The sequence below is a fragment of the Nocardia sp. N2S4-5 genome, from assembly GCF_044628355.1.
Classification (GTDB): Bacteria; Actinomycetota; Actinomycetes; order Mycobacteriales; family Mycobacteriaceae; genus Nocardia; species Nocardia wallacei_B.
In genome coordinates this window covers 2038790-2059711 of sequence record NZ_JBIUPM010000001.1, presented here as the reverse complement: position 1 = coordinate 2059711, position 20922 = coordinate 2038790, and the positions used below count along the sequence as shown (strand labels likewise).

The following is a 20922-nucleotide window of genomic DNA, read 5'->3' as shown; positions in this document are numbered from 1 at the left end:
GTCCTTCGGCGAAGGTGCGCGCCGCTCCCAACGCCCCGTGTCGCCGTGCGACACCGAAACGCACACGATCATCGCCTCCATGACGGCACCCCTTTCCCGGCCGCCCCCAGTCTGGACGAACGCCTCGCGCCGATCGCGACGGGGTCCCGGACCCGCGGGCTGGAATCGCGCTGAGTCGAACCCTTCTGCGAACACCGCCCCGGCCCTACGCTCGCTCGGCGAGTCGATGCCGAAGGAAGGGCCACCATGTCGTTGCTGGACACCGCATCGGCGGACGAGCGACGCGCCGCGCGGGAACCGGAACAACGGCTCGGCGCCTCGGACACCCGCACGGCGATCGTGGCGAGCCTGATCGGCACGACCGTGGAGTGGTACGACTTCTTCCTCTACTCCACCGCGGCGGGCATCGTCTTCGACAAGTTGTTCTTCCCGAACACCAGCGCGTTCGTCGGCACGATGCTGTCGTTCGCGACCTTCGCGGTGGGTTTCGTGATGCGCCCGGTCGGCGGGCTGGTCTTCGGACATATCGGCGACCGCATCGGCCGCAAGCGCACGCTCGCGCTGACGATGGCGATCATGGGCGGCTCCACGGCGTTGATGGGTGTGCTGCCCAGCAGCGCCGCGATCGGTATCGCCGCGCCGATCCTGTTGCTGGCGTTACGGATGCTGCAAGGCTTCGCCCTCGGCGGTGAATGGGCCGGTGCGGTGCTGCTGGCCGTCGAGTACAGCCCTCGCCGCAAGGTCGGGCTGTTCGGCAGTTATCCGCAGGTCGGGCTGGCGCTGGGCCTGGCTTTGGGCACCGGCGTCTTCGCGCTGTTGCGGACGGTGCTGAGCGAATCGGCGTTCCTCGATTTCGGCTGGCGGATCGCGTTCGGGGCCAGCGTGGTGCTCGTCGTGATCGGTCTGGTCGTCCGGTTGAAGATCGATGAAACGCCCGCGTTCCGCGAGATCGACCGGCTCAACCGGATCTCGAAAGTGCCTGTGCTGGAGCTGTTCCGGAATCTGCGGACCCGCCGCAACACCGTGCTGGGTCTGCTGTCGCGGTGGGGCGAGGGCGCGGCGTTCAACACCTGGGGTGTGTTCGCGATCAGCTTCGCCACCGGGCACCTCGGGTTCCGGCAGGTCCCGGTGCTGACCTCGGTGACCATCGCCGCGCTGGTGATGGCGGCGCTCATTCCGGTGTCGGGACGGCTGACCGATCGTTATGGTCCGCGCCGCGTGTACACAGCCGGGATCGCCGCGTACGGGCTGCTGGTGTTCCCGGTGTTCGCACTGTTCGAAGTCGGCAATATCGTGGTCTTCACCCTCGCGATCATCGCGGTGTTCGGGGTGGCGCACGCGCTGTTCTACGGTGCGCAGGGCACCCTGTACGCGGGCCTGTATCCGCCCGAAGTGCGGTACACCGGACTGTCTTTCGTGTATCAGGTCTCGGGCATCTACGCCTCGGGCATCACGCCGATGATCGTCACCGCGCTCATCGCGGCAGCGGGCGGAACACCGTGGCTGGCATGCGGATACCTCGTCGCGACGGCGGTGGTCAGTGTCGTCGCCACCCTGTTCATCAGCGAAGACGACCGTCTCACCAGCTGATCCGTGTCAACGCCAGCTGGGGAGCCAGAGATGGTTCTGCCAGTCTCCGGGCGTGATGGGGAAGGCGGTGAGGATCGGCCACAGCCAGACGAAATTCGCCACTACTATGCCTAGGTAGAGGGACACCGTCAGGAGGGTGAGGGTTCGTCTTTCACTGGGGAGCAGGAACTTTCGGCCGTCGGCGGTGCGGGTGAAGGGTGCGGGGCCGAGGATGTCGCCGAGGAGCAGCGCCAGGCCCATGACCAGGAACGGGGCCATGGGGACGGCGTAGAAGTAATACATCTGGCGGTCCAGGTCCAGGAACCACGGGAGGATTCCGGCGCAGTAGCCGACCAGCACGGCGGCATAGCGCCCGTCGCGGCGGGTTACGCTGCGCCACAACGCCCACGACAGCATGGGTAACGACAGCCACCACAGTGCGGGCGTGCCGATCAGCATCACGGCCTTCACACACGCGGGCTGACCACAGTTGCCGGTCGCGCTGTCGGAATAGTGGAAAAGCATGGGGCGCAGGCCCATCGGCCACGACCAGGGTTTGGATTCCCAGGCGTGATGGTTGCCCGCCGAATTCGTCAGGCTCTTGTGGAAATCCAGGGATTCGCCGTGGTTGTGCCACAGCGAACGCAAGGCATCCGGCATCCACGACCAGCCGCCGCCGAGGCCGATGGCGCCCTTTCCGGCGGCGGGATTGCCGACCGAATACCGGTCGTAGCCATCCTCGCTCGCGAACCACGCGCCGTAGCTCGCCAGATAAACCAGCAGCGGAACCCCGACGAGCGCATACAGCGCGGGACCGATATCGCGCACGACGGTGCCCGCCCACGGCCGCGGCACCCCGTAGGCGCGGCGCGCGGCGACATCGAACAGGACCGACAGCAGACCGAACGCCGCGATGAAATACAGCCCGGACCACTTTGTCCCGCACGCCAATCCGAGCAGCACCCCGCCGCCGAACCGCCACCACCGCACACCCAGCCGAGGACCGAACGCGCTCACCGCGATTCGCCCATCGGCGTCGGCGCACGCCAATCGGGCCCGGACCTCATCGCGATCCACGACCAGGCAGCCGAACGCGGCGGTGACGAACACCGCCTGGAAGATGTCGAGCATGCCGATGCGGGAGGCGACGAAGGCGGTGCCGTCACAGATCAGCAGCAGGCCCGCGATCGCGCCGATCATCGTGGAGCGCGTCAACCGGCGGGTGATGCGAATTACCAGCAGTACCAACACCGTTCCGAAGATCGCCGCGGTGAAGCGCCAGCCCCAGGGGGTGTAGCCGAACACCACCTCGCCCAGCGCGATCAGCTGCTTGCCGACCGGCGGGTGCACGATCACCCCGTACGCCGGATTGTCCTCGACCCCACTGCCTGTGAGCATCTCCCAGGCCTGGTGGGCATAGTATTTCTCGTCGAATGTCGGTGTGCCGCCGTCGGTGGGATAGCCCAGATTCAGCAGCCGGGTGACCGCGGCCATCGTGGTGAGGACCACGGTGACCAGCCAGCCGCGCAACCTGTCCGCCGGGCCGAAATCGGGAGCGGGCCGCAGCGGCGCCGGACTGGACGGGGCCGGGCCGGTGGCCGCTCGCGCGTCGGTCAGCTGGGTCACCGACCGATCGTATGCGGTCGTCCGCGCGGTGGCCGGGCAGGCAACTCACAGCGAATCCCCAGGGAGCGTCGACCCGATCCCCAGCCCGCTGCCGGAGCATGGGGTGCGACACGCGCGAGAGGACTGCCATGACGACGACCGAAGCGCCCGCCGATCGGGCCGAGCCCACCGCACCGCGAGAGTCGCCGCCGCGGCGACAGCGCGGCAAACGCCTGCTGTTCGGGCCGCCCGAGCAGCCGCGGTGGGCGCGTCCGGCACTGTGGGCGCTGCTGGTGGCGACCCTGGTGGGCTATCTGTGGGGTCTGAGCGCTCTCGGCTGGGCCAACGAGTACTACGCCGCCGCGGTCCAGGCGGGCACGCAGAGCTGGAAGGCGCTGCTGTTCGGCTCGCTCGACTCCGGGAACGCGATCACGGTCGACAAGCCGCCCGCGTCGCTGTGGGTGATGGGGTTGTCGGGGCGGCTGCTGGGATTCGGCACGTTCTCGATGCTGTTGCCCCAGGCGTTGATGGCGGTGGGGTCGGTGGCCCTGCTGTATGCGGCCGTGCGGCGGTGGAGCGGACCGGCGGCCGGGTTGCTCGCCGGTGGTGTGCTGGCGCTGACGCCGGTGGCGGTCACCATGTTCCGGGACAACAATCCGGATGCGCTGCTGGTGTTCCTGATGGTGGTCGCGGCCTACTGCGTGGTGCGCGCGATCGAGCGTGGCAGTGGGTGGTGGCTGGCGGGGGCCGGTGTCGCGGTCGGATTCGGGTTCCTGACCAAATTGCTGCAGGCGTTTCTGGTGCTGCCCGCCTTCGCGCTGGCGTTTCTGATCGCGGCGCCCCTCGGATTGTGGCAGCGGATCTGGAAGTTGCTGGGAGCTGCTGTGGCGGTGGTTGTTTCGGCCGGGTGGTTCCTGGTGCTGGGGGCGCTGTGGCCGGCGGCCTCGCGGCCCTACATCGGTGGTTCCACGAACAACAGTCTGTTGCAGCTGGCGCTCGGGTACAACGGGCTCGGCCGAGTCTTCGGTGGTGAGGGTAACGGTGGGCCGGGCGGTGGGTTCGGCGGTGGGCCTGGCGGCGGGCCGGGCGGTGGTGGATTCGGCGGTGAGCCTGGCGGCGGCCCTGTTGGTGGTCCCGGTGGTGGTCCGGGTGCGATGTTCGGCGGAGATACCGGTCTCACGCGACTGTTCCGCGACACGATGGGCACCGAGATCTCCTGGCTGCTGCCGGCGGCATTGATCGGGTTGGCGGCGCTGCTGTGGTCCACGCGGGCGACGCCGCGCACGGGACGCACGCGGGCCGCGCTCGTGCTGTGGGGTGGCTGGCTGCTGGTGACCGGTATCGTCTTCAGCTTCATGAAGGGGATCATCCACCCCTACTACACGGTGGCGCTGGCCCCCGCCCTGGCGGCGTTGATCGCGCTGACCGTCGTCGAATTGTGGCACGACAGAACGTCGTTCACGTCGCGAGCGGTTCTGTCCGTGATGTCGGCCGTGACCGGTGTGTGGGCGTTCGTACTCCTCGGCCGCACACCCGATTGGTTCCCGGCGCTGCGCTGGATCGTGCTGATCGGGTGCCTCGTGGTCGCGGCCGTCATCGTCGCGGGCGCACACCGGCTGGGGAAGTGGACCGCGGTGCTCGCGGCAGTCGGTCTGATCACCGGCCTCGGCGGCCCGACCGCCTTCGCGATAAACAATGTGGCCGTATCGGATTCGCACACCGGCGGCATGCCGACCTCGGGTCCGAAAACCGATCACGGTAATGGGGGCGGTCCACGTCCGGTTGACGACGGTGGTATGAGCGGCGCACCCGGTGACAGTGGTACTCCCGCCGATCCGGGCGGCATGGGCGCTCCGGGTGGTAACGGCGGCGCAAGTGGGCAGGGCGGGGCGGAGAGAGCGCCGGGCGCGGGTGGTCCCGGACCTTCGGGTAACGAAATGCCCTCGGGCGCAACGGGAAGCGATGACAAGGTCCTGCGTCGCACTGGCCCGGGTCGGTCCCCGGACAATGCCGCGCTGAACACATTGCTGCGGGGGACCGACAACCGCTGGGCCGCGGCGGCGATAGGATCCCACGAGGTCAGCAGCCTCGAACTGGCCACCGGGAAGTCCTTGATGGCGATCGGCGGGTTCAGCGGCGGTGACCCGTACCCCACCCTCGACCGGTTCCGGAAGTACGTCGCCGACGGGCAGATCCGCTACTTCATCGGCGGCGAACAGCGTGGTCCCGGCCGATCCGGTCCCGGCGCCGAGATCGTGGAATGGGTCAAGACCCACTTCACCGCTGTCGACGTCGGCGGCACGACGGTATACGACCTGGCCGCCCCGGTGTCGTAGCCACGACCCCCGGAGCCACGACCCCCGGCGCGACCCTTGCCCCTCGACCGCGGACCCGCGCCCCGAGGCCGCAGGGGTTGCGCCTGTCGTAATCGAATACGCGCACGAGGTAGTCGTCCGGGTCCCATAGATCGGCGGGACCGACCAGGATCATTAGTGGAATCTCAGCGGCTAGCGCGCAGTACGCGGATGGCGCGTAGCGCGCCGGGCGGTTCACCCTCGAACCCCACGGATTCCCCGAGGTAATGGGCGATGAGGTCCGGCGCGGCGTGGTCTTCGATCTCGGTGAAGCCGAGGGCGCGCAGCTGACCGGCGATGCCATCGGGCGTGAAGTAGCTGAACAAGGGTTCGCCGATGGCGGCCAGCCGGTCGGCGCGCGCCTGCTGATGCGCTCGGCCCTCGTCGGTGTCCGCGGGCTGCAGGTAATCGAAGATCACCTCGACCGGCCGGGCCTGTCCAGCGATGTATTCGAGGGTGGTGCGGGCGGCCGTCGCGGACAGATAGAAGACGACGCCGAGCCACACGAATACCGCCGGGTCCGTCCGGCTGAATCCGGCGGATTCCAAACCTGCTGCCAGAGACCGGGTTTCGAAGTCGACGGGCACGAACGTCAACGTGCCGGGACGGTCGATCCCGCTCGCGGCGAGACGCGCGCGTTTCCACTCCTGGGTGGCGGGATGGTCGACTTCGAAGACGCGCAGGTCGGGGTGTGGATTGCGGTAGGCGAAGGTGTCCAGTCCCGCGCCGAGGATCACGACCTGCCGCACACCGGCGGCGACGGCCGCGGCCACCCGGTCCTCGGCGAAGCGCGCGCGGGTCGCGAAGAACAGGCGGCGCGGCCGATCGACCGCCACGGCGCCGGGGTGATTTTTCGCGAGCGTCTCCGATTCGGACAGTTCGGCCGAGGTCACACCGAGCAGAGGCGCCGCCAGAGGGTCGGTGAAGATCCGTCCTCGGTCGGCGACCTGGTGATAAGCCCGGGCATACGCGGTCAACAGCGCGGTTCGACTGGGTCCGTCCTCCATGATCAAGAAACCTACTCATGAACACGGCTCGCGGGCTGTGAACTCACTCACGCGCGTTTCGCTGCCCCGTCCGTGTTGCTACGGCGAGGAGCAAGGCGATCAGGGGCAGGCCGGCCATAGCCAAACCCCAAAGAAGTCCCTTCTCGACATTGCCGTCGACCTCGACATTGCCATCGCCGAAGAATCGTGAGGTGGGTCGGGCCGATGTTCGGCGCGGCTCCCAGGAAACACACAGCTCGAGCGCAGGTGGCGTCCACGATGGGTGCGCAGGATCGGACCGGTGACTTCGACCGTGCTGGAATCTGTGGAAGTGCCTGCCGAGCGATCGCGGCCGGTGGACGCGCGTGCCCGGAGGTGGCGGCGGCTGTCGCTGGCGGGGCTGCTGGCGGTGACCGCGGTGCTGTATTTGTGGGGGCTCGGGGCCGGTGGCTGGGCCAATCAGTTCTATGCCGCCGCGGTGCAGGCGGGTTCGACCAGTTGGAAGGCGATGCTGTTCGGGTCCAGCGACGCCGCCAACGCGATCACCGTGGACAAGACTCCGGGTGCACTGTGGGTGATGGATCTGTCGGCGCGGCTGTTCGGGTTCAACTCGTGGAGTCTGCTTGTGCCGCAGGCACTGGAGGGTGTGGCGGCGGTGGGCGTGCTGTACGCGGCCGTGCGGCGGGTCGGCGGGCACTGGCCGGGAATCCTGGCCGGCGCGGTGCTGGCGCTGACTCCGGTGGCGGCGTTGATGTTTCGCTACAACAACCCGGACGCGCTACTCGTGCTGCTACTGACCGTCGCCGCCTACTGTGTGCTGCGATCGATCGAAAAGGACGCTGCCGCATGGTGGTTGCCGCTGGCGGGGGTGGCCGTCGGGTTCGGGTTCCTCGCCAAGATGATGCAGGCGTTCCTGGTGCTTCCGGCCTTCGCTCTCGTGTATCTGCTTGCGGCGCAGGCGCCGTGGCGGACTCGGATTCTGCGGTCGGTGTCGGCGGTGCTCGCCATGGTGGTGTCGGCGGGGTGGTATCTGCTTCTGGTCGAGCTGTGGCCGGCGGGCTCCCGGCCGTACATCGGCGGGTCGCAGGACAACAGCATTCTCGAATTGACGTTCGGGTACAACGGTTTCGGCCGGATCACCGGGAACGAGACCGGCGGCCTGGGCAACACCGACTTCGACGCCGGATGGGACCGGCTGTTCGCCTACCAGATGGGCGGACAGGTGGCATGGCTGCTGCCCGCGGCGGCAATCCTGGGCGTGGCCGGCCTGTGGCTGCGGCGCCGGGCGCCGCGCACGGACGCGGTGCGCGCGGCGTTGTTGCTGTGGCTGGGCTGGCTGGTCGTGACCGGCGTGGTGTTCAGCTTCTCCAGCGGCATCCTGCACCCGTATTACACCGTCGCCCTGGCTCCGGCCATCGGCGGCACGGTAGGCGTAGGTGCGGCCTCGGTATGGCAGCGCCGTAACGACTTTCGCGCGAACCTCGTGCTGGCGAGTGCGCTGGCCGCCACCGTCTGGCTCGCCTGTGTCCTGCTCCGGCGCACCCCGGACTGGCTGCCGTGGCTGGCTCCGGCAATCGTGGTCGCGGGCGCGCTGGGCGCCGTGCTCCTGCTGGTGCGACCCCGGCTTCCCAAGGCCGTCGCCGCCGGTTCGGTAACCCTCGCACTGCTTGCGGCCGGAGCGGGGCCCGCAGCGTATGCCCTTGCGACAGTTGCCGATACGCATTCAGGCGCGATGCCTTCCGCAGGCCCGGCCGGAGCCGGTCACTTCGGCCCGGGCGGCCCACGCCCCGGCGGCCGAGACGGCCAGGGAGCCGACGGCCGCAGAGCCACCGCCACAACCCCGGGCGCGCAATCAGGTACGGGAGGACCGGGGGTTATGAGGATCGGCGGGCCGTTCGCGTCGGTGCGGCCGGGCGCGAACGTTGTGGCGGCGCTGCATGCCGATGCCGGTGACTACACGTGGGCGGCCGCGATGATCGGTTCGGACAATGCCGCCGCCTATCAACTGGCGACGGGCGACCCGGTGATGGCGATCGGCGGCTACAACGGCACCGACCCGGCACCCACCCTGGAGCAGTTCCAGCAGTACGTGGCGCAGCACCGGATTCACTACTTCATCGACGGCTCGGTCATGTTCGGCATGCGCGGCGCCACCACCGGCAGCCAGGAGTCAGCCGACATCGCAGCCTGGGTAAAAGCCCACTACACAGCCCAGACCATCGACGGCGTAACCATCTACGACCTCACCACCACGCCCTGATCCGTAGCCGAGCGACCCAGGTCCTCCCACGGGCCGGCCGAGCGGGCGGGCTCGGGGTTCCGGAGAACGTCGTTGACGAATTTTCGGAAACCGATTACGTGGTCCTGTCTGGTGGGTAAACATCAATGGTCGGTGCCGGTCCGCCGGTGTCGCGGTTGGTCCGCCGGTGGGTGTTCACCGGCGCTGGGTCCCGGACAGGAGGCCTCTGATGTGGCGAGACATCACGAGTTCGGTGGTGTGGCGGCACCTGGTGCGCGGCATCGTGCTGCTCGGCTCCGCGTCGTGCGGAGCGGCCGGGGTTTACGCCGAGTATCACCGCGCGCTGCAGGACGCCGCTGCGGCCCAGACGGACGGACCGATCGAGCCGGATTGGTCGATCCCGCACCAGTGGTACGAGGAGGCGCACCGCTCGGGCCGCCCGGACCTGTCGTGGTGAATTCCCCGCAGCGGGGTTCAACGAGCCTGGACAACGTCCTTCGGCCACGACACCGGCACCGCGAGTAACCGCGCGTCGCGGGTGGGACGCTGCTCGGGCTCGAACAGCGAAGGCGCGGTGCACAGGAACAGCGTGCGCCCGTCCGCGCCACCCAGCGCGCAGTCGAATACGCCTGCGTCGACCCGTATTTCGTCGACCAGGCCACCGCCCTCGCGGACCCGGACGGCCCGGCCGTGCAGGCAGTCCGCGACCCACACGGCGTCGTCGGCGTCCGCGCACAGGCCGCCCGGGGCCACCGCGGGCCGGGGCATCGGCCGGTCGCCCCCGTCGTCCTGCGCGGCGGGCCCGAAGGCCGCCCACGTCCGCCGGTTGATCAGGCCGCCGTTCGGGGCGATGTCGAAGGCGGTGATCCGATCGTCGGCGGTCTCCGCCACCACCAGCACCTCGCGGGACAGAATCGCCATGCCGTTGGGAAACGCCAGATCCTCGGCCACCACGGTGACCAGCCCGTCCGGATCGACCCGGACCAGGCCGCTGGATTTGATCGGCTCACCCGCCGCCGGATCGAATCCGAAATTGCCCACATAGGCGCGCCCGCGGGCATCCACCACCATCTCGTTGGCGTCGCCCGGCAGTACCGCGGACAGATCGGCGTACTCGCGGACCGTGCCCCGGTGGTCCCGCACGAGCAACCGGCGGTCCTTCATGGACACGATGAGCAGCCTGTCGTCCGGTAGGAAGCCCAGCCCGCCGGGCCGGCCGGGCACCTCGGCGACCACCTCCACCGCGCCGCGCCCGTCGGTCGCCAACACCCGGCCGGTACTGAAGTCCGACACCCACAGCATGCCCCGATGCCACAGCGGCGACCCGAGATACGAGCAATTGTCCAGCGCCGCACCCACCCGGCGAACCGGGCGCGCGGACCTCACTGGCTCACTCCGTAGCACGTCATTGCGACCATCCATGGGTTCGATCGGGCGCCGCCCACCTGCCGGACAGCTGCCGTCACCGCGCTTTCGCTGCGCCGACAGCGACGGGTATCGACAACGGACCGATGGTGAAGAAGGACGGTGAATAGGTGATGTCGTTCGGGTCGACCAGTACCGCGAGCTCTGGCAATCGACGATACAGCGACGCGAGCGCGAGCCGGCCCTCCAACCGCGCGAGCCCGGCACCGATACAGAATCGAGGCCCGTGACCGAAGCCCAGATGCCCGGCCTGTCGTGTGCGCGTGATGTCGAATTCGTGCGCTGTGTCACCGAATTCGGCCGGATCGACGCCGCAGGCCTGGTAGACCACGCCGACCGCGCTGCCCTGGGGGATGGTGACGCCCGCGATGTTCACCTCGGTCAGCGTGAATCGCCAACTCGTCATCATCACCGAGTGGCGATACCGCACCGTCTCCTCCACCACGTCGGCCCAGAGGTCGCCCGCCCGGGCCAGTTCGAGCTGGCCGGGATGCTGGGACAGCGCCAGGATCGCGTAGCCGAGCATGTGCACCGTGGTCTCGTGGCCGGCGACCAGCATGATCCACAGGACCGCGACCAGTTCGTCCGCGGTGAGCTTGTCGTCCTTGTCGCGCGCCCGTACCAGATGGGAGGTGAGGTCCTCGCCCGGCTCCCGCTCCTTCCGCTCGACCAGCTCGTGCAGATACGCCATGAGCCCGCTCTGCGCGGCGAACGCCTCCTCGGGAGAAGTGTTGTGCGCCAACAACGTCGCGGTCCACTGCCGCAACTGCCCGCGATCGGTCTCGGGCACGCCGAACAGCTCGCAGATCACCGCCATCGGCACCGCCTCGGTGAAGGCCGGCACCAGGTCGACGCCGTCACCGGCGGCGATCACGTCGTCGAGGAGATCATCGATGATGTGCTGGATGCGCGGCTCGAGCGCGCGCACCCGGGCCGGGGTGAACGCCGTGCTGATCAGGCCGCGCAGCCGCCGATGCTCGCGGCCGTCCTTGGTCGACAGATGCTCGCCCTGCACCACGGCGCGCAGCGGCCAATCCTCGGGAATGGTTCCGTCGTGCAGCGCGGGCCAGTGTTTCGGGTCCCGGACGAAGGAAATATTGTCGCCGCCGAGGATTTCGCGCACGGCATCGTAGGTCAGCGCCAGATAACCGGCCACGCCGCCCGGGAATTCCACCTCGACCACGGGCGCGATCTTCCGCAGCCGCAGGCAGGTTTCGAGCGGACTCTCGTCCGCGGCGGGGAACGCAGGAAGATTCCTCATCGGACCGCTCCTCTCGACTGGCCCGGCCATCACCGGACCGTTCGAGCACGAGTATCGCCCCACCCCACCTCGTTCACGCCCCGCATCCCCGGATCCTGCCCCGTACCGGAAAACGGGCGTATCAAAACAGAATTGACCCTCTCGACACCTGGTCGACCGGCGCGGGACGGCGTGTCTACGAAGAGGTTTCGGCTCCGGCGGCGCCGACCGCCGCTACCCCCGGTTCGGTCGCCGGTTCGGGGTCGGCGGGGTGGGCGGGCGGAGTGCCGCGGCCGGGCGCCCACAGGCCGAGTACGAAGGCGACGACGAGGGTGATACCGCCGAGCACCGTGGTGGCCTGCTGGAGTCCGTGCACGAACGCGGACTCGGCGAACTCGGCCAGCGGTTTCGCGGACGGGCCGATCCGGTCGGTCACCTCGAGGGCGCCGGCCAGAGAACTGGAGATCGGCTCGCGGGCCTGCTCGGGGACCAAGGGGAGGGCCGGTGCGATGTGCTTGCTGTAACCGGCGGCGAGGATGCTGCCGGACAGCGCGATGCCCAGTGCCGCACCGACTTCCCGGGCGGCGTCGTTCACGGCGGCGGCGACGCCGTGCTTGTCGGCGGGCGTGCCGTCGATGATCGCCGCGGTCGCCGGCGCCGCCGACAGCCCCAGCCCGGTGCTCATGATCAGCAGCGGCCACAGTACGTCCACGAAGGTGCTCGAGGTCGACACGTGCGCCAGCGACAGCAGGCCCACCCCGACCACCGCCAGCCCCGTGGCGGTCGGCAGGCGCAGCCCGAACCGCTCGGCCAGCCACGGCGCCACGATCGACAGCCCGATCATGGGAGCGATCATCGGCGCCATCGCCAGCGCCGAGAGCAACGGCCCGTAGCCGAGGATCAGCTGGAAGAACTGCACGATCACCATGAAAAGCCCGAAGGACACGGCGAATTGGACCGCCACCGACACCGTGCCGGTCCCGAACCGCCGCCCGGTGAACAGCCGCACATCCAGCAGCGGATGCGCGACCCGCAGTTCGATCAGCACGAAGACCCCGGCGGCGGCCAGCCCGGCGCCGGCCGCGAGCAGCACGACCGCATCGGTCCAACCGCGTTGCGGCGCTTCCAATGCCGCGACGGTGACCAGACCGATGGCGACGGCCGCCGACACCGCGCCCCACGGATCGAAGGCGGGCCGTGACGAGTCCGCGGACTCGGGAACCGTGTACGCCGCCACCGCCAGCACGGCGCCCGCCGCGGCCATCGCGATCATGATCGACAACCACGACCAGCGCGCCATCAACAGTCCCGAGCCGAGGATGCCCAGCACCGCGCCGCCGCCCACGGTTCCGGCCCAAATGCCCACGGCGACACTGCGTTTCTCCCGCGGCAGCCCGGCGGTGAGAATCGACAGCGTGGACGGCATCACCAGCGCCGCGCCCGCTCCCGCCACGGCCCGGGCCCAGATCAGCCAGATCGGCCCGTGGACCACCAGCGGCACCGCCGAGGCGGCCGCGAACAACACGAGCCCGGCGATCAGCACCAGCCTGCGGCCGTAGCGATCACCGAGGGCCCCGGCGGGCAGCACGAGACAGGCCAGCGCCAGGGTGTAGCCGTCGATGACCCAGGTCAGCTGCGCCTGGGTGGCGCCGGTGTCGGCGGCGATCGCGGGCAGCGCCGTGTACAGCGCCGCCATGGAGGCCACGACCAGCGCCACCGCCACGCACGAGACCGCCACCACCCAGCGCAGCCGTGCCGACAGTCCAGTCACGGTCGAGGCCATGGGATCTCCCAAGAAATGAAACTGACAGTATCGCTACGCTACTAGCAGTAGCATAAGTAGTGTGGCCGGCAATAGGGCTACCGAGGAGGAATCCCGCGTTCATGACCACGATCACAGTCGAGGGGCGACCGGGGCCCGCGGAGGTCGACCCGCGCCGGGCCCGCTCCCGCGCCCGGTTGCTGGAGGCCGCCGCCGAACTGCTGAGAACCGGTGGGCTGGAGGCGATCACGGTGGACGCGGTGACGCGCCTTTCGCACGTCGCCCGCACGACGCTGTACCGGCATTTCGACAATGTCGTGCACCTGCGTGCCGCGACGCTCGAGCATCTGCTCCCGCCGGTGGTCGAGGCGCCGACGGAAGGCACGCTGCGCGAGCGCCTCATCGAACTGGTCGGCCGGCAGGCGGACGTGATCAGTGAGGCGCCGCTGCACCTGACGACACTGGCCTGGTTGGCGACGGCGGATGCCGGCGACGCGGGCGCCGGGGCGCGAGCCGGTGCGCTGCGGCGGCGATTCATCGACAACTACCGTCGTCCGTTCGACGAGCTGTTCGGCGGCGAGGAGGGGCGCGCGGTGCTCGGCGACCGCGACCTCGCCGCGGTGCTGGCCCAGCTCATCGGCCCGTTCGTGTTCGTGCGGCTGTCCGGGATCGGCAGCGCTACCCGGGCCGACTGTGCCCGCATCGTCGACGATTTCCTGGCGGCGCGGGCGGCCCGCGACGACCGGCCGGCGAGCTGACCGCCGCCGCTGCTCACATTCCATCACTGATGAGAATGATATTCTCTCAGAGTAGATATTTCCTTCTCAAACGTGGGTGGCCACGGCGCCTGCCCGCGGCGAGGATGTGCGATGACGGAACCTGCCGTGCTCGCGTTCGAGGACGACGAGTACACGCTCGGGCAACTCGAGCGGCTCGCCGCCGGCTTGGCCGCCGAACTCGCCGGTCGCGGCGTGCGCGCGGGCGGCCGGGTGGCGCTGATGTCGTCGAACCGGCCGGAGTTCGTGGTCGCCGTGCTGGCGATCTGGCGGCTGGGTGCGGCGGTGGTCCTCGTGAGCCCGGCCTGGAAACGCCTCGAGACCGAACACGCGCTGCGGCTCACCGGCGCCACGCACGGGGTGGGCGATCATCCGGTACTGGCCGAACTGCTGTCCGTGCGGCACCTGGACGAGCCGATCACCCCGAGCGACCGGACATTCCCCGAGCCGCCGCCCGGCGCGGACGCGGCCCTCGTATTCAGCTCCGGGACAACCGGATTGCCCAAGGCCGTCCGGCACACCCACGCCTCGATCGCCGCGGCCGTGCGGCATTGGCGCGAGGTCCTGGACCTGACGTCCTACGACCGATTACAGATCGCCACACCGCCCTCGCACATCCTCGGCCTGCTCAATATCGTCACGGTCCTGGAATCCGGCGCCTGGATGCGGCTGCACCGCCGCTTCGATCCCGAGCGGATGCTGGCGTGTATTCAGCGCGACCGGATCACGATCGAGATGGCGGTCGCGCCGATCGCGCTCGCCGTCGCGTCGCATCCGGAATTGGAGCGCTTCGACCTGTCCTCGCTGCGCTACATCATGTGGGGCGCGACGCCGGTGACCCCGAGCGTCGCCGAAACCGTCACGCGCCGCACGGGAGTCGGCTGGCTGCCCGCCTACGGCGCCACCGAACTGCCGGTCATCGCCTGCAACCCGATCGGCGGCGCGCGGCTGGACAGCGTGGGCCGCGCGGCGCCCGGAGTGACGCTGCGGGTGGTGTCGCTGGACACCGGCCTGCCGGTGGGACCCTCGGAAATCGGTGAGCTGCAAGCCCGCTCGGCCTCGGTGATGGCCGGGTACCTGCCGGACGAGGCGACCGCCGCCGCATTCGACGACGGCTGGTTCCGCACCGGCGATGTCGGCTCGATCGACGCCGACGGCTGGATCCGGCTCACCGACCGCGCCAAGGAGATGATCAAGGTCCGCGGATTCCAGGTCGCGCCCGCCGAATTGGAGCAGGTGCTGTACGGACACCCGGCCGTCGCCGACTGCGCGGTGTTCGGGGTCCCGGATCCGGCCGACGGCGAGGAGATCGTCGCCGCGGTGACCGCGCGCGAGCCGGTCCCGGCCGAGGAGCTGATCGAGTTCGTCGGCGAGCGGCTGGCGTCCTACAAGCGGCCGCGGCGGGTGGTGTTCGTGCCGGAGATCCCGCGGCTGCCCTCCGGCAAGGTGCTGCGCCGGGTCCTGGCGCAGCGATACGCGCGGTGACTCGCGATCAGCCCAGCACGGGGACGATCGGCGGCAGATCCAGCGAGGTGTGGATGCCGGGTGCGGCCGCGCAGACGAGGGGTACCGCGTTGACCGCGCGATTGGCGGTATAGCCCGGCGACGTTTCGGCCATGCGGGACAACGGGAACGGGAATCGCAGATCGACCTCCAGCGGCGCGTCGCCGACCACCGAGATATGCCAGCCGGTGTCACCGAGATGCCAGTCCGCGGCGATCTCGGTGGTGCAGTACCAGGTGGCGCGGAAACTCAGCACCGGGTTCCCTGCGGCATGAGCCGATACGGTGATCCGCTGTGCCGCAACCGTTCCCGCCTCGATGATGCCCGCGGCGACGGCGGTGCGGGCGCGGGCGGTGGCGACCTCGCCGTCGGCGCGCACCGCCTCGATCCCGATCCCGAGCGCGTCCGCGAGCAGCCGCAGAGAGGGCCCGAAACTCGCGGCCACATGATCCACCCGGCGCCGGTCGAACTCTCCCGGCGGCTGGCCGAAACCCATGACGTCGAACAGGATTCCGGGCGAATCGCGCTGCGAGAGATCGGCGTATTCGTCGATCGCGAGCCGGTCGAGGCGGCGCTGGATCGACGACAGCGCCAGCGGCACGGCCTCGGTGATGAATCCGGGACTGCTGCCGGTGCTGTGAATCGAGGCGCCGCCGAGCGCGCACGCGTTCTCGATCTCCTGGCGCAGCGCCGGATCCATGCTCGGCGGATGATGCAGTTGCCCGCAGGTCGTCACCACATTCGCGCCCGCGCTGAGCAGCCGGACGACGTCCTCGGGGTTGAACGTGCGCGGCATGTACAGCACGCAGTCGGCGTCCAGATCGATGATCTCGCCCACGTCGCAGGTCGCCCGCACGCCGGTGGGTCCGGCGCCGCACAGTTCCCCGGCATCGCGCCCGGCCTTGTCGGGGGAGTGGACATACAACCCCGCGAGGGTCATGTCCGGATGGTCGAGAACGCCATGCAGGGCCCGCGCGCCGATATTGCCCGTCGCCCACTGCGCCACCCGATACGGGCGTCGCGCAGCCGGAGGGTGGAACTCGCTGTCGGGCAATGCACTCGGTCGCATGAACCGAGTGTAATCAAACTTCTCTCAAGTTGAGAACGCTATTCTCGCTACTTGGTGAAGCCGTGCGCGCAGAAGTTCCAGACCTCATCGGCGGTAAGCGGGTTCTGGTTTTCGTCGTCGGTCGTACCCGACGACTGTGCGGTGAACATCACGGTCTGCATCACCATGGCCGCGGCCCGATGCGGCGCGACGCCGGAGCGCAGATGGCCGGCCTGCTCGGCCTGCTCCATGAGCTCGGCGAACAGCGCCAGCAGCGGTGCGTGCGCGACCTTGACCTGCGTCGGATGCGACACCAGCAGCTGCGGGGCGAAATCGGTGAACAGCGGACGCTGCGCGGCCGGGTCGGGCCGGCACAACTCGAACAGCAGCTCGACGGTGACCTGTAGCTTGTCGAGAGGCTTCTTCTTGCCGTCCGCTGCGGCCCGCAGCTGTTCGGCGGTGCGGCTCAGGGCGTCCTCGAACAGTGCCAGCAGCAGCTCGTGCTTACCGTCGAACTGCAGGTAGAAGCTCCGCAGCGACTGACGGGAACGGTCGACGACCTCCTGCACGGTGAAGTCGGTGGTGCCCTTCTCGGTGATGATGGCCTGGGCGGCGTCGAGGAATTTCTGTACCCGTTGTTCGGCGCGCCGTTTCGCGGTGCGCAGCGAGCGCTCGACGGCGCGCTGCTTCCAGGCGGGCTCTTCGCTCGGACTGGTCACGGGCGCCACGGTCCTCGGTCACGTGAAGAGAACATGAAGGCACTGTACCGGAGAATGCCATGACAACCCGCGTCCAGGTCGCGTGTCCACCATCATTCACGAGATTAAGCATTTTGATTTGTGAGAATTCAATTCTCAGTGATGGGAAATGTGCGCCGCCCCCTCAGATGCTCAGTACGGAAGCGGCAGCCGTGCCGGGCGCTCCGTACACCTGGGCGTAGCCTACCGTGGGTTTCCCGGGGACCTGCCGGTCGCCGGCCAGCCCGCGCAGTTGCAGGACCAGTTCGTAGACCTGCCGGATGCCCGACGCGCCGATCGGCTCGCCGTTGGCGATCAAGCCGCCGTCGGTGTTCACCGGGATGCGCCCGCCGATCTCGGTCGCGCCCTCGGCGAGCAACTTCTCCTGGTCGCCGTCGGCGCAGAAGCCGTTCTCCGCCATATGGATGACCTCCGAGCCCGCGTCGGTGTCCTGGAGTTGCGCGACGCCGACATCCTCGGGGCCGATGCCCGCGGCCTCGTAGGCGGCCCGGGAGGCGTACACGGTGGGCGAGACGTCCTCGTCCACGGCGGCCCAGGTGCTGTGCACCTCGTAGGCGCCGTAGCGACGCGTGCGGATCGCGCTGGAGCGCAGGTAGACCGGCTTGGTCGTGTATCGGGCGGCGAGATCCCCGCGGCACATGATCACCGCCGCGGCGCCCTCGTCCGGCGTGCAGAACATGTACTGCGTCAGCGGGTAGTTCAACATCGTCGAGGACAGGATGTCGTCCTCGGAGATCGGCTTGCGGCGGAAGGCATTCGGGTTGAGCGCGCCGTTGCGGAGGTTCTTCGCGGCGACCTTGGCGAGGGTGCGCTGGGAGATGTTGTGCTCGTGGATGTAACGGTTCGCCTTGATCCCGAAGAACTTCGTGGTCACGAACTGGCCGTTCTCCGCGTACCAGGCCGGCAGGCCGAGCTTGGCCGGATCGTCGGTGAACGCGCCGCGCGGATGCTTGTCCATGCCGACGGCGATGCCGATGTCGTAGCGACCCGACCGGATCGCCTCCGCGGTCTGCTCGATCGAACTGGCCGCTGTCGCACAGGCATTGAACACGTTGGTGAACGGGATCCCGGTGAGGCCGACCAGCCGGGTGACGGCGTCGGGGTTGCTCACCTCGTAGCTGCCGCCGAACCCGAACTGGATGTCCTTCCACTGCACCCCCGCGTCGGACAGCGCCAGCTGGATCGCCTCGGCGCCCATCTCGATGGCGGTCTTGGGGAATCGGCCGAACGGGTGCAGGCCCACGCCGATGATGGCAACATCGTTCATCTCAAAGCTCCTTCGTCCCGATCCGTCTCACACCGGCGTGAATGCACACGTGAGGACCTCGTCTCCGGCGTCGTCCACATACAGCGGGACGAATGTCAGCTCGAAGCTCCATGCCGAAGCGCAGCACCTGCGGGTCGGCGGTGGTCAGCCGCGTCTCGACGCGCACCTGCTCGTCCAGCTGGATCAGGCCGATGCCGAACGGCTCGAAATTGTCGGCGTTCTCCTTGCCGGCGTAGGGCAGCTTCGGGACGAAACCCTGTGTCGTCCAGGCCACCAGCGTGCCGCGGCGCGGCAGCAGCAGGTCGGTCATGTCGGCGGTGCTGCACCGCGGGCAGCGCGGCTGCCGGGGCCAGGTCGTCGCGCCGCACGCGCCGCAGCGGCTGCCGATCAACTGCGGATTGTCCGCGGGCCAGGTCGAGACGTCTGGCGCGAGTGCCTTCGACATCGGGCGTCCTCCTTGTTCTTCCGGGTCAGCCGCGGGTGCGCTCGAAGGCGTGCGGGATGCCCGAGTCGTGGTTGCCGTTGCGGCGGATGAAGGTCATGCGGCGGGTGCGGATCCGCCAGCCCTCGGCGGTGCGGGCGTAGGTGTCGGTGTAGTAGCCGATGCGCATGTCGTGGGTGCTGTGGTCGATGAAGCACAGCGGCTGCGTGCCGGTGCCGGTGTCGCCGTCGAGGTCGAGCACCGGCAGGCCGGTGAGGAACAAGCCCTTCGGCGCGGCCGCCACCAGGTCCGGGAACAGGTCCAGGGTGTAGGTGTCGCCGAAGGCGCTGTAGGTGCCGTCGGGGGTGAATACCGCGAGCAGCCCGTCGATGTCGCCCTTGGTGATGGTCACCGCGTAGCGGGCCAGCACCTGCTGGAGCTCGAGCAGATCATCGCTTGTCGACATGGACCTTGCCGCCTTTCATCACGAATCGCACGTCCTGCGTGACGGTGATGTCGCGCAGGGGATCTCCGGGGACCGCGATGATGTCGGCGAGCAGTCCCTCGGCGAGGCGGCCGCGATCGGGCGCGTCGATCAGGTCGGCCGCGTTCACCGTCGCCGCGCGCAGCACGTCGGCCGGGCTGAGCCCGCGCTCCACCAGCGCGGCGAGTTCATCGGCGTTGCGCCCGTGCGGAATTGCCGGAGCGTCGGTGCCGACGGCGATCCGCACCCCGGCCTCGTAGGCCGCGCGGACCGAGGCGCGCGCCTTGGGGAACATCTCGGCCGCCTTGGCCTGCAGCGCCGGATCGGCCTTGGAGACGTCCATCGCGTCGGCGAGCCGGGTGGTCGGGACCAACCAGGTGTTCGCCTCGACCATCAGCTTGATGGTCTCGTCATCGATGAGGAAGCCGTGCTCGATGCAGTCGATGCCCGCCGCGACAGCGTGCTTGACCGCGTCCGCGCCGTGCGTGTGCGCGGCCACCTTCAGCCCGCGCCGGTGCGCCTCGTCGACGATGGCACGCAGCTCCTCGTCCGAATAGTGTTGCGCGCCAGGCGCTCCGGTGAGCGACATGACGCCGCCGGAGACGCAGATCTTGATCAGCTGGGCGCCGTGCTTGATCTGGTAGCGCACCGCCTTGCGGACCTCGTCCACGCCGTTGGCGATGCCCTCCTCGAGGGTCAGCTTCAACACGTCGGGCGCGAAGGCGGAGAACATGGTCGGGTCCAGGTGCCCGCCGGTCGGCGTGATGGCGTGGCCGGCCGGGACGATGCGCGGTCCCTCGATCCAGCCCTGGTCGATCGCCTTGCCCAGCGCCACGTCCAGCAGATATCCGCCGGTCTTGACGAACAGGCCGAGATTGCGGACCGTGGTGAACCCGGCGCGCAGCGTGCGGCGCGCGTTGCCGACCGCGCGCAGCATGCGCAGCGCCGGATCATCTTTCACGCTGGAGGCCAGGCCGGTCTCGCCGCGCCCGCCCATCAGGAGATTGACCTCCATATCCATCAGGCCCGGCAGCAGGATCGCGTCGCCGAGATCGATCACCTCGTCGCTGTCGGCGCGCGCCGCGCCGCCGACGCCGGCGATCCGGTCGCCGTCTATTCGCAGGATGCCGGGCCGCACGATCTCGCCGGAATCGACGTCCAGCAGGCCCGCCGCTCTGAGGGTCAGCATGGTCAGCCCAGGCCGGTGATGATCACGGCGTTGGTGTCGGCGGCCTTGTGCCGCAACGGCTTCGCCTTCTCGTAGGCGGGGGAGTTGTACCAGGCGTGGGCGGCCTCGACGGACTCGAATTCGAGGATCACGGTCTGGTCGCCGTGCCACTCGCCCTCCAGCACCTGCGGCTGCGAGTCCACCGCGAGCGCGCGCACCCCGGCGGCTCCGGTCGCGGGCGCCGCGGCCGCGGCGTAGGCCCGCATCCCGTCCGGATCCTTGATCGCTTCGGTGAAGATGACGTATGCCTTGGGCAT

At 69.2% G+C, this 20922-nt stretch carries 18 protein-coding genes and 1 pseudogene; 7 read left to right on the top strand and 12 right to left on the bottom strand.

What is annotated here, in order from left to right; translation table 11 throughout:
* Positions 1 to 246: 246 nt before the first annotated feature.
* Positions 247 to 1590 (top strand): MFS transporter, encoded by a 1344-nt coding sequence (locus ACFMRZ_RS09060; RefSeq protein WP_400178698.1) that lies wholly within the window; start codon positions 247 to 249, stop codon positions 1588 to 1590.
* Between the two features lie 6 nt (positions 1591 to 1596).
* On the opposite strand, the gene ACFMRZ_RS09055 is transcribed toward ACFMRZ_RS09060, so the two are convergent.
* A complete protein-coding gene (locus ACFMRZ_RS09055) occupies positions 1597 to 3195 on the bottom strand; it encodes a dolichyl-phosphate-mannose--protein mannosyltransferase (RefSeq protein ID WP_400178697.1) in 1599 nt (532 codons plus the stop codon).
* Between the two features lie 128 nt (positions 3196 to 3323).
* Here ACFMRZ_RS09055 and ACFMRZ_RS09050 point away from each other — a divergent pair, with 128 nt between their 5' ends.
* The gene (locus ACFMRZ_RS09050; protein WP_400178696.1) at positions 3324 to 5510 is read left to right on the top strand and encodes an ArnT family glycosyltransferase; all 2187 of its coding nucleotides are present in this window, start codon (positions 3324 to 3326) and stop codon (positions 5508 to 5510) included.
* A 164-nt stretch (positions 5511 to 5674) separates the two neighbouring features.
* Here ACFMRZ_RS09050 and ACFMRZ_RS09045 read toward each other — a convergent pair whose 3' ends face one another.
* On the bottom strand, positions 5675 to 6538 hold the full coding sequence (locus ACFMRZ_RS09045; RefSeq protein ID WP_400182809.1) for a class I SAM-dependent methyltransferase: 864 nt from the start codon (positions 6536 to 6538) through the stop codon (positions 5675 to 5677).
* Between ACFMRZ_RS09045 and ACFMRZ_RS09040 the strand changes: the two genes are divergently transcribed.
* From ACFMRZ_RS09040 to ACFMRZ_RS09030, 3 genes are all read left to right on the top strand, one after another.
* Positions 6534 to 6725, top strand: coding sequence for a hypothetical protein (locus tag ACFMRZ_RS09040; RefSeq protein ID WP_400178695.1), 192 nt, complete (start codon positions 6534 to 6536; stop codon positions 6723 to 6725). The genes ACFMRZ_RS09045 and ACFMRZ_RS09040 overlap by 5 nt on opposite strands.
* A gap of 81 nt (positions 6726 to 6806) precedes the next feature.
* Entirely contained in the window at positions 6807 to 8774 is a 1968-nt protein-coding gene (locus ACFMRZ_RS09035; RefSeq protein ID WP_400182808.1) for an ArnT family glycosyltransferase, read from the top strand.
* A 208-nt stretch (positions 8775 to 8982) separates the two neighbouring features.
* Positions 8983 to 9210 (top strand): hypothetical protein, encoded by a 228-nt coding sequence (locus ACFMRZ_RS09030; RefSeq protein ID WP_400178694.1) that lies wholly within the window; start codon positions 8983 to 8985, stop codon positions 9208 to 9210.
* A gap of 17 nt (positions 9211 to 9227) precedes the next feature.
* On the opposite strand, the gene ACFMRZ_RS09025 is transcribed toward ACFMRZ_RS09030, so the two are convergent.
* From ACFMRZ_RS09025 to ACFMRZ_RS09015, 3 genes are all read right to left on the bottom strand, one after another.
* Entirely contained in the window at positions 9228 to 10139 is a 912-nt protein-coding gene (locus tag ACFMRZ_RS09025) for an SMP-30/gluconolactonase/LRE family protein (protein ID WP_400178693.1), read from the bottom strand.
* A gap of 76 nt (positions 10140 to 10215) precedes the next feature.
* The gene (locus ACFMRZ_RS09020; RefSeq protein WP_400178692.1) at positions 10216 to 11439 is read right to left on the bottom strand and encodes a cytochrome P450; all 1224 of its coding nucleotides are present in this window, start codon (positions 11437 to 11439) and stop codon (positions 10216 to 10218) included.
* Positions 11440 to 11614: 175 nt separating this feature from the next.
* The gene (locus ACFMRZ_RS09015; RefSeq protein WP_400178691.1) at positions 11615 to 13201 is read right to left on the bottom strand and encodes an MFS transporter; all 1587 of its coding nucleotides are present in this window, start codon (positions 13199 to 13201) and stop codon (positions 11615 to 11617) included.
* 101 nt (positions 13202 to 13302) lie between these two features.
* On the opposite strand from ACFMRZ_RS09015, the gene ACFMRZ_RS09010 reads away from it, so the two are divergent.
* Together ACFMRZ_RS09010 and ACFMRZ_RS09005 are read left to right on the top strand one after the other, a co-directional pair.
* The gene (locus tag ACFMRZ_RS09010; protein WP_280271174.1) at positions 13303 to 13938 is read left to right on the top strand and encodes a TetR/AcrR family transcriptional regulator; all 636 of its coding nucleotides are present in this window, start codon (positions 13303 to 13305) and stop codon (positions 13936 to 13938) included.
* A 111-nt stretch (positions 13939 to 14049) separates the two neighbouring features.
* Positions 14050 to 15441: a class I adenylate-forming enzyme family protein gene (locus tag ACFMRZ_RS09005; protein WP_400178690.1), complete on the top strand. Its 1392-nt coding sequence runs from the start codon at positions 14050 to 14052 to the stop codon at positions 15439 to 15441.
* 7 nt (positions 15442 to 15448) lie between these two features.
* On the opposite strand, the gene ACFMRZ_RS09000 is transcribed toward ACFMRZ_RS09005, so the two are convergent.
* The 7 genes and pseudogenes from ACFMRZ_RS09000 to ACFMRZ_RS08970 all read right to left on the bottom strand — a co-directional run bounded on the left by ACFMRZ_RS09000 (position 15449) and on the right by ACFMRZ_RS08970 (position 20922).
* A complete protein-coding gene (locus ACFMRZ_RS09000) occupies positions 15449 to 16528 on the bottom strand; it encodes a dihydrodipicolinate reductase (RefSeq protein ID WP_400178689.1) in 1080 nt (359 codons plus the stop codon).
* Between the two features lie 47 nt (positions 16529 to 16575).
* Positions 16576 to 17226 (bottom strand): TetR/AcrR family transcriptional regulator, encoded by a 651-nt coding sequence (locus ACFMRZ_RS08995; protein WP_280271171.1) that lies wholly within the window; start codon positions 17224 to 17226, stop codon positions 16576 to 16578.
* Between the two features lie 163 nt (positions 17227 to 17389).
* Positions 17390 to 18532: a thiolase family protein gene (locus tag ACFMRZ_RS08990; protein ID WP_400178688.1), complete on the bottom strand. Its 1143-nt coding sequence runs from the start codon at positions 18530 to 18532 to the stop codon at positions 17390 to 17392.
* A 27-nt stretch (positions 18533 to 18559) separates the two neighbouring features.
* Positions 18560 to 18977 (bottom strand): annotated as a pseudogene (locus ACFMRZ_RS08985) (Zn-ribbon domain-containing OB-fold protein).
* A gap of 25 nt (positions 18978 to 19002) precedes the next feature.
* Positions 19003 to 19419, bottom strand: coding sequence for a nuclear transport factor 2 family protein (locus ACFMRZ_RS08980; RefSeq protein WP_280271168.1), 417 nt, complete (start codon positions 19417 to 19419; stop codon positions 19003 to 19005).
* Entirely contained in the window at positions 19403 to 20626 is a 1224-nt protein-coding gene (locus ACFMRZ_RS08975; protein ID WP_400178687.1) for an amidohydrolase family protein, read from the bottom strand. Before ACFMRZ_RS08975 ends, ACFMRZ_RS08980 begins: the two co-directional genes overlap by 17 nt.
* Before the next feature lie 2 nt (positions 20627 to 20628).
* Positions 20629 to 20922 carry a DUF1330 domain-containing protein gene (locus ACFMRZ_RS08970; RefSeq protein ID WP_280271166.1) on the bottom strand — a complete coding sequence of 98 codons (294 nt, stop codon included), beginning with the start codon at positions 20920 to 20922 and terminating at the stop codon, positions 20629 to 20631.

Excerpts from the sequence above, each read along its gene's own strand:
- ACFMRZ_RS09060 (WP_400178698.1), top strand. The coding sequence starts at position 247 with ATGTCGTTGCTGGACACCGCATCGGCGGACGAGCGACGCGCCGCGCGG.
- ACFMRZ_RS09050 (WP_400178696.1), top strand. The coding sequence starts at position 3,324 with ATGACGACGACCGAAGCGCCCGCCGATCGGGCCGAGCCCACCGCACCG.
- ACFMRZ_RS09040 (WP_400178695.1), top strand. The coding sequence starts at position 6,534 with ATGATCAAGAAACCTACTCATGAACACGGCTCGCGGGCTGTGAACTCA.
- ACFMRZ_RS09030 (WP_400178694.1), top strand. The coding sequence starts at position 8,983 with ATGTGGCGAGACATCACGAGTTCGGTGGTGTGGCGGCACCTGGTGCGC.
- ACFMRZ_RS09020 (WP_400178692.1), bottom strand. The coding sequence starts at position 11,439 with ATGAGGAATCTTCCTGCGTTCCCCGCCGCGGACGAGAGTCCGCTCGAA.
- ACFMRZ_RS09015 (WP_400178691.1), bottom strand. The coding sequence starts at position 13,201 with ATGGCCTCGACCGTGACTGGACTGTCGGCACGGCTGCGCTGGGTGGTG.
- ACFMRZ_RS09010 (WP_280271174.1), top strand. The coding sequence starts at position 13,303 with ATGACCACGATCACAGTCGAGGGGCGACCGGGGCCCGCGGAGGTCGAC.
- ACFMRZ_RS09005 (WP_400178690.1), top strand. The coding sequence starts at position 14,050 with ATGACGGAACCTGCCGTGCTCGCGTTCGAGGACGACGAGTACACGCTC.
- ACFMRZ_RS09000 (WP_400178689.1), bottom strand. The coding sequence starts at position 16,528 with ATGCGACCGAGTGCATTGCCCGACAGCGAGTTCCACCCTCCGGCTGCG.
- ACFMRZ_RS08990 (WP_400178688.1), bottom strand. The coding sequence starts at position 18,532 with ATGAACGATGTTGCCATCATCGGCGTGGGCCTGCACCCGTTCGGCCGA.
- ACFMRZ_RS08980 (WP_280271168.1), bottom strand. The coding sequence starts at position 19,419 with ATGTCGACAAGCGATGATCTGCTCGAGCTCCAGCAGGTGCTGGCCCGC.
- ACFMRZ_RS08975 (WP_400178687.1), bottom strand. The coding sequence starts at position 20,626 with ATGCTGACCCTCAGAGCGGCGGGCCTGCTGGACGTCGATTCCGGCGAG.
- ACFMRZ_RS08970 (WP_280271166.1), bottom strand. The coding sequence starts at position 20,922 with ATGCCCAAGGCATACGTCATCTTCACCGAAGCGATCAAGGATCCGGAC.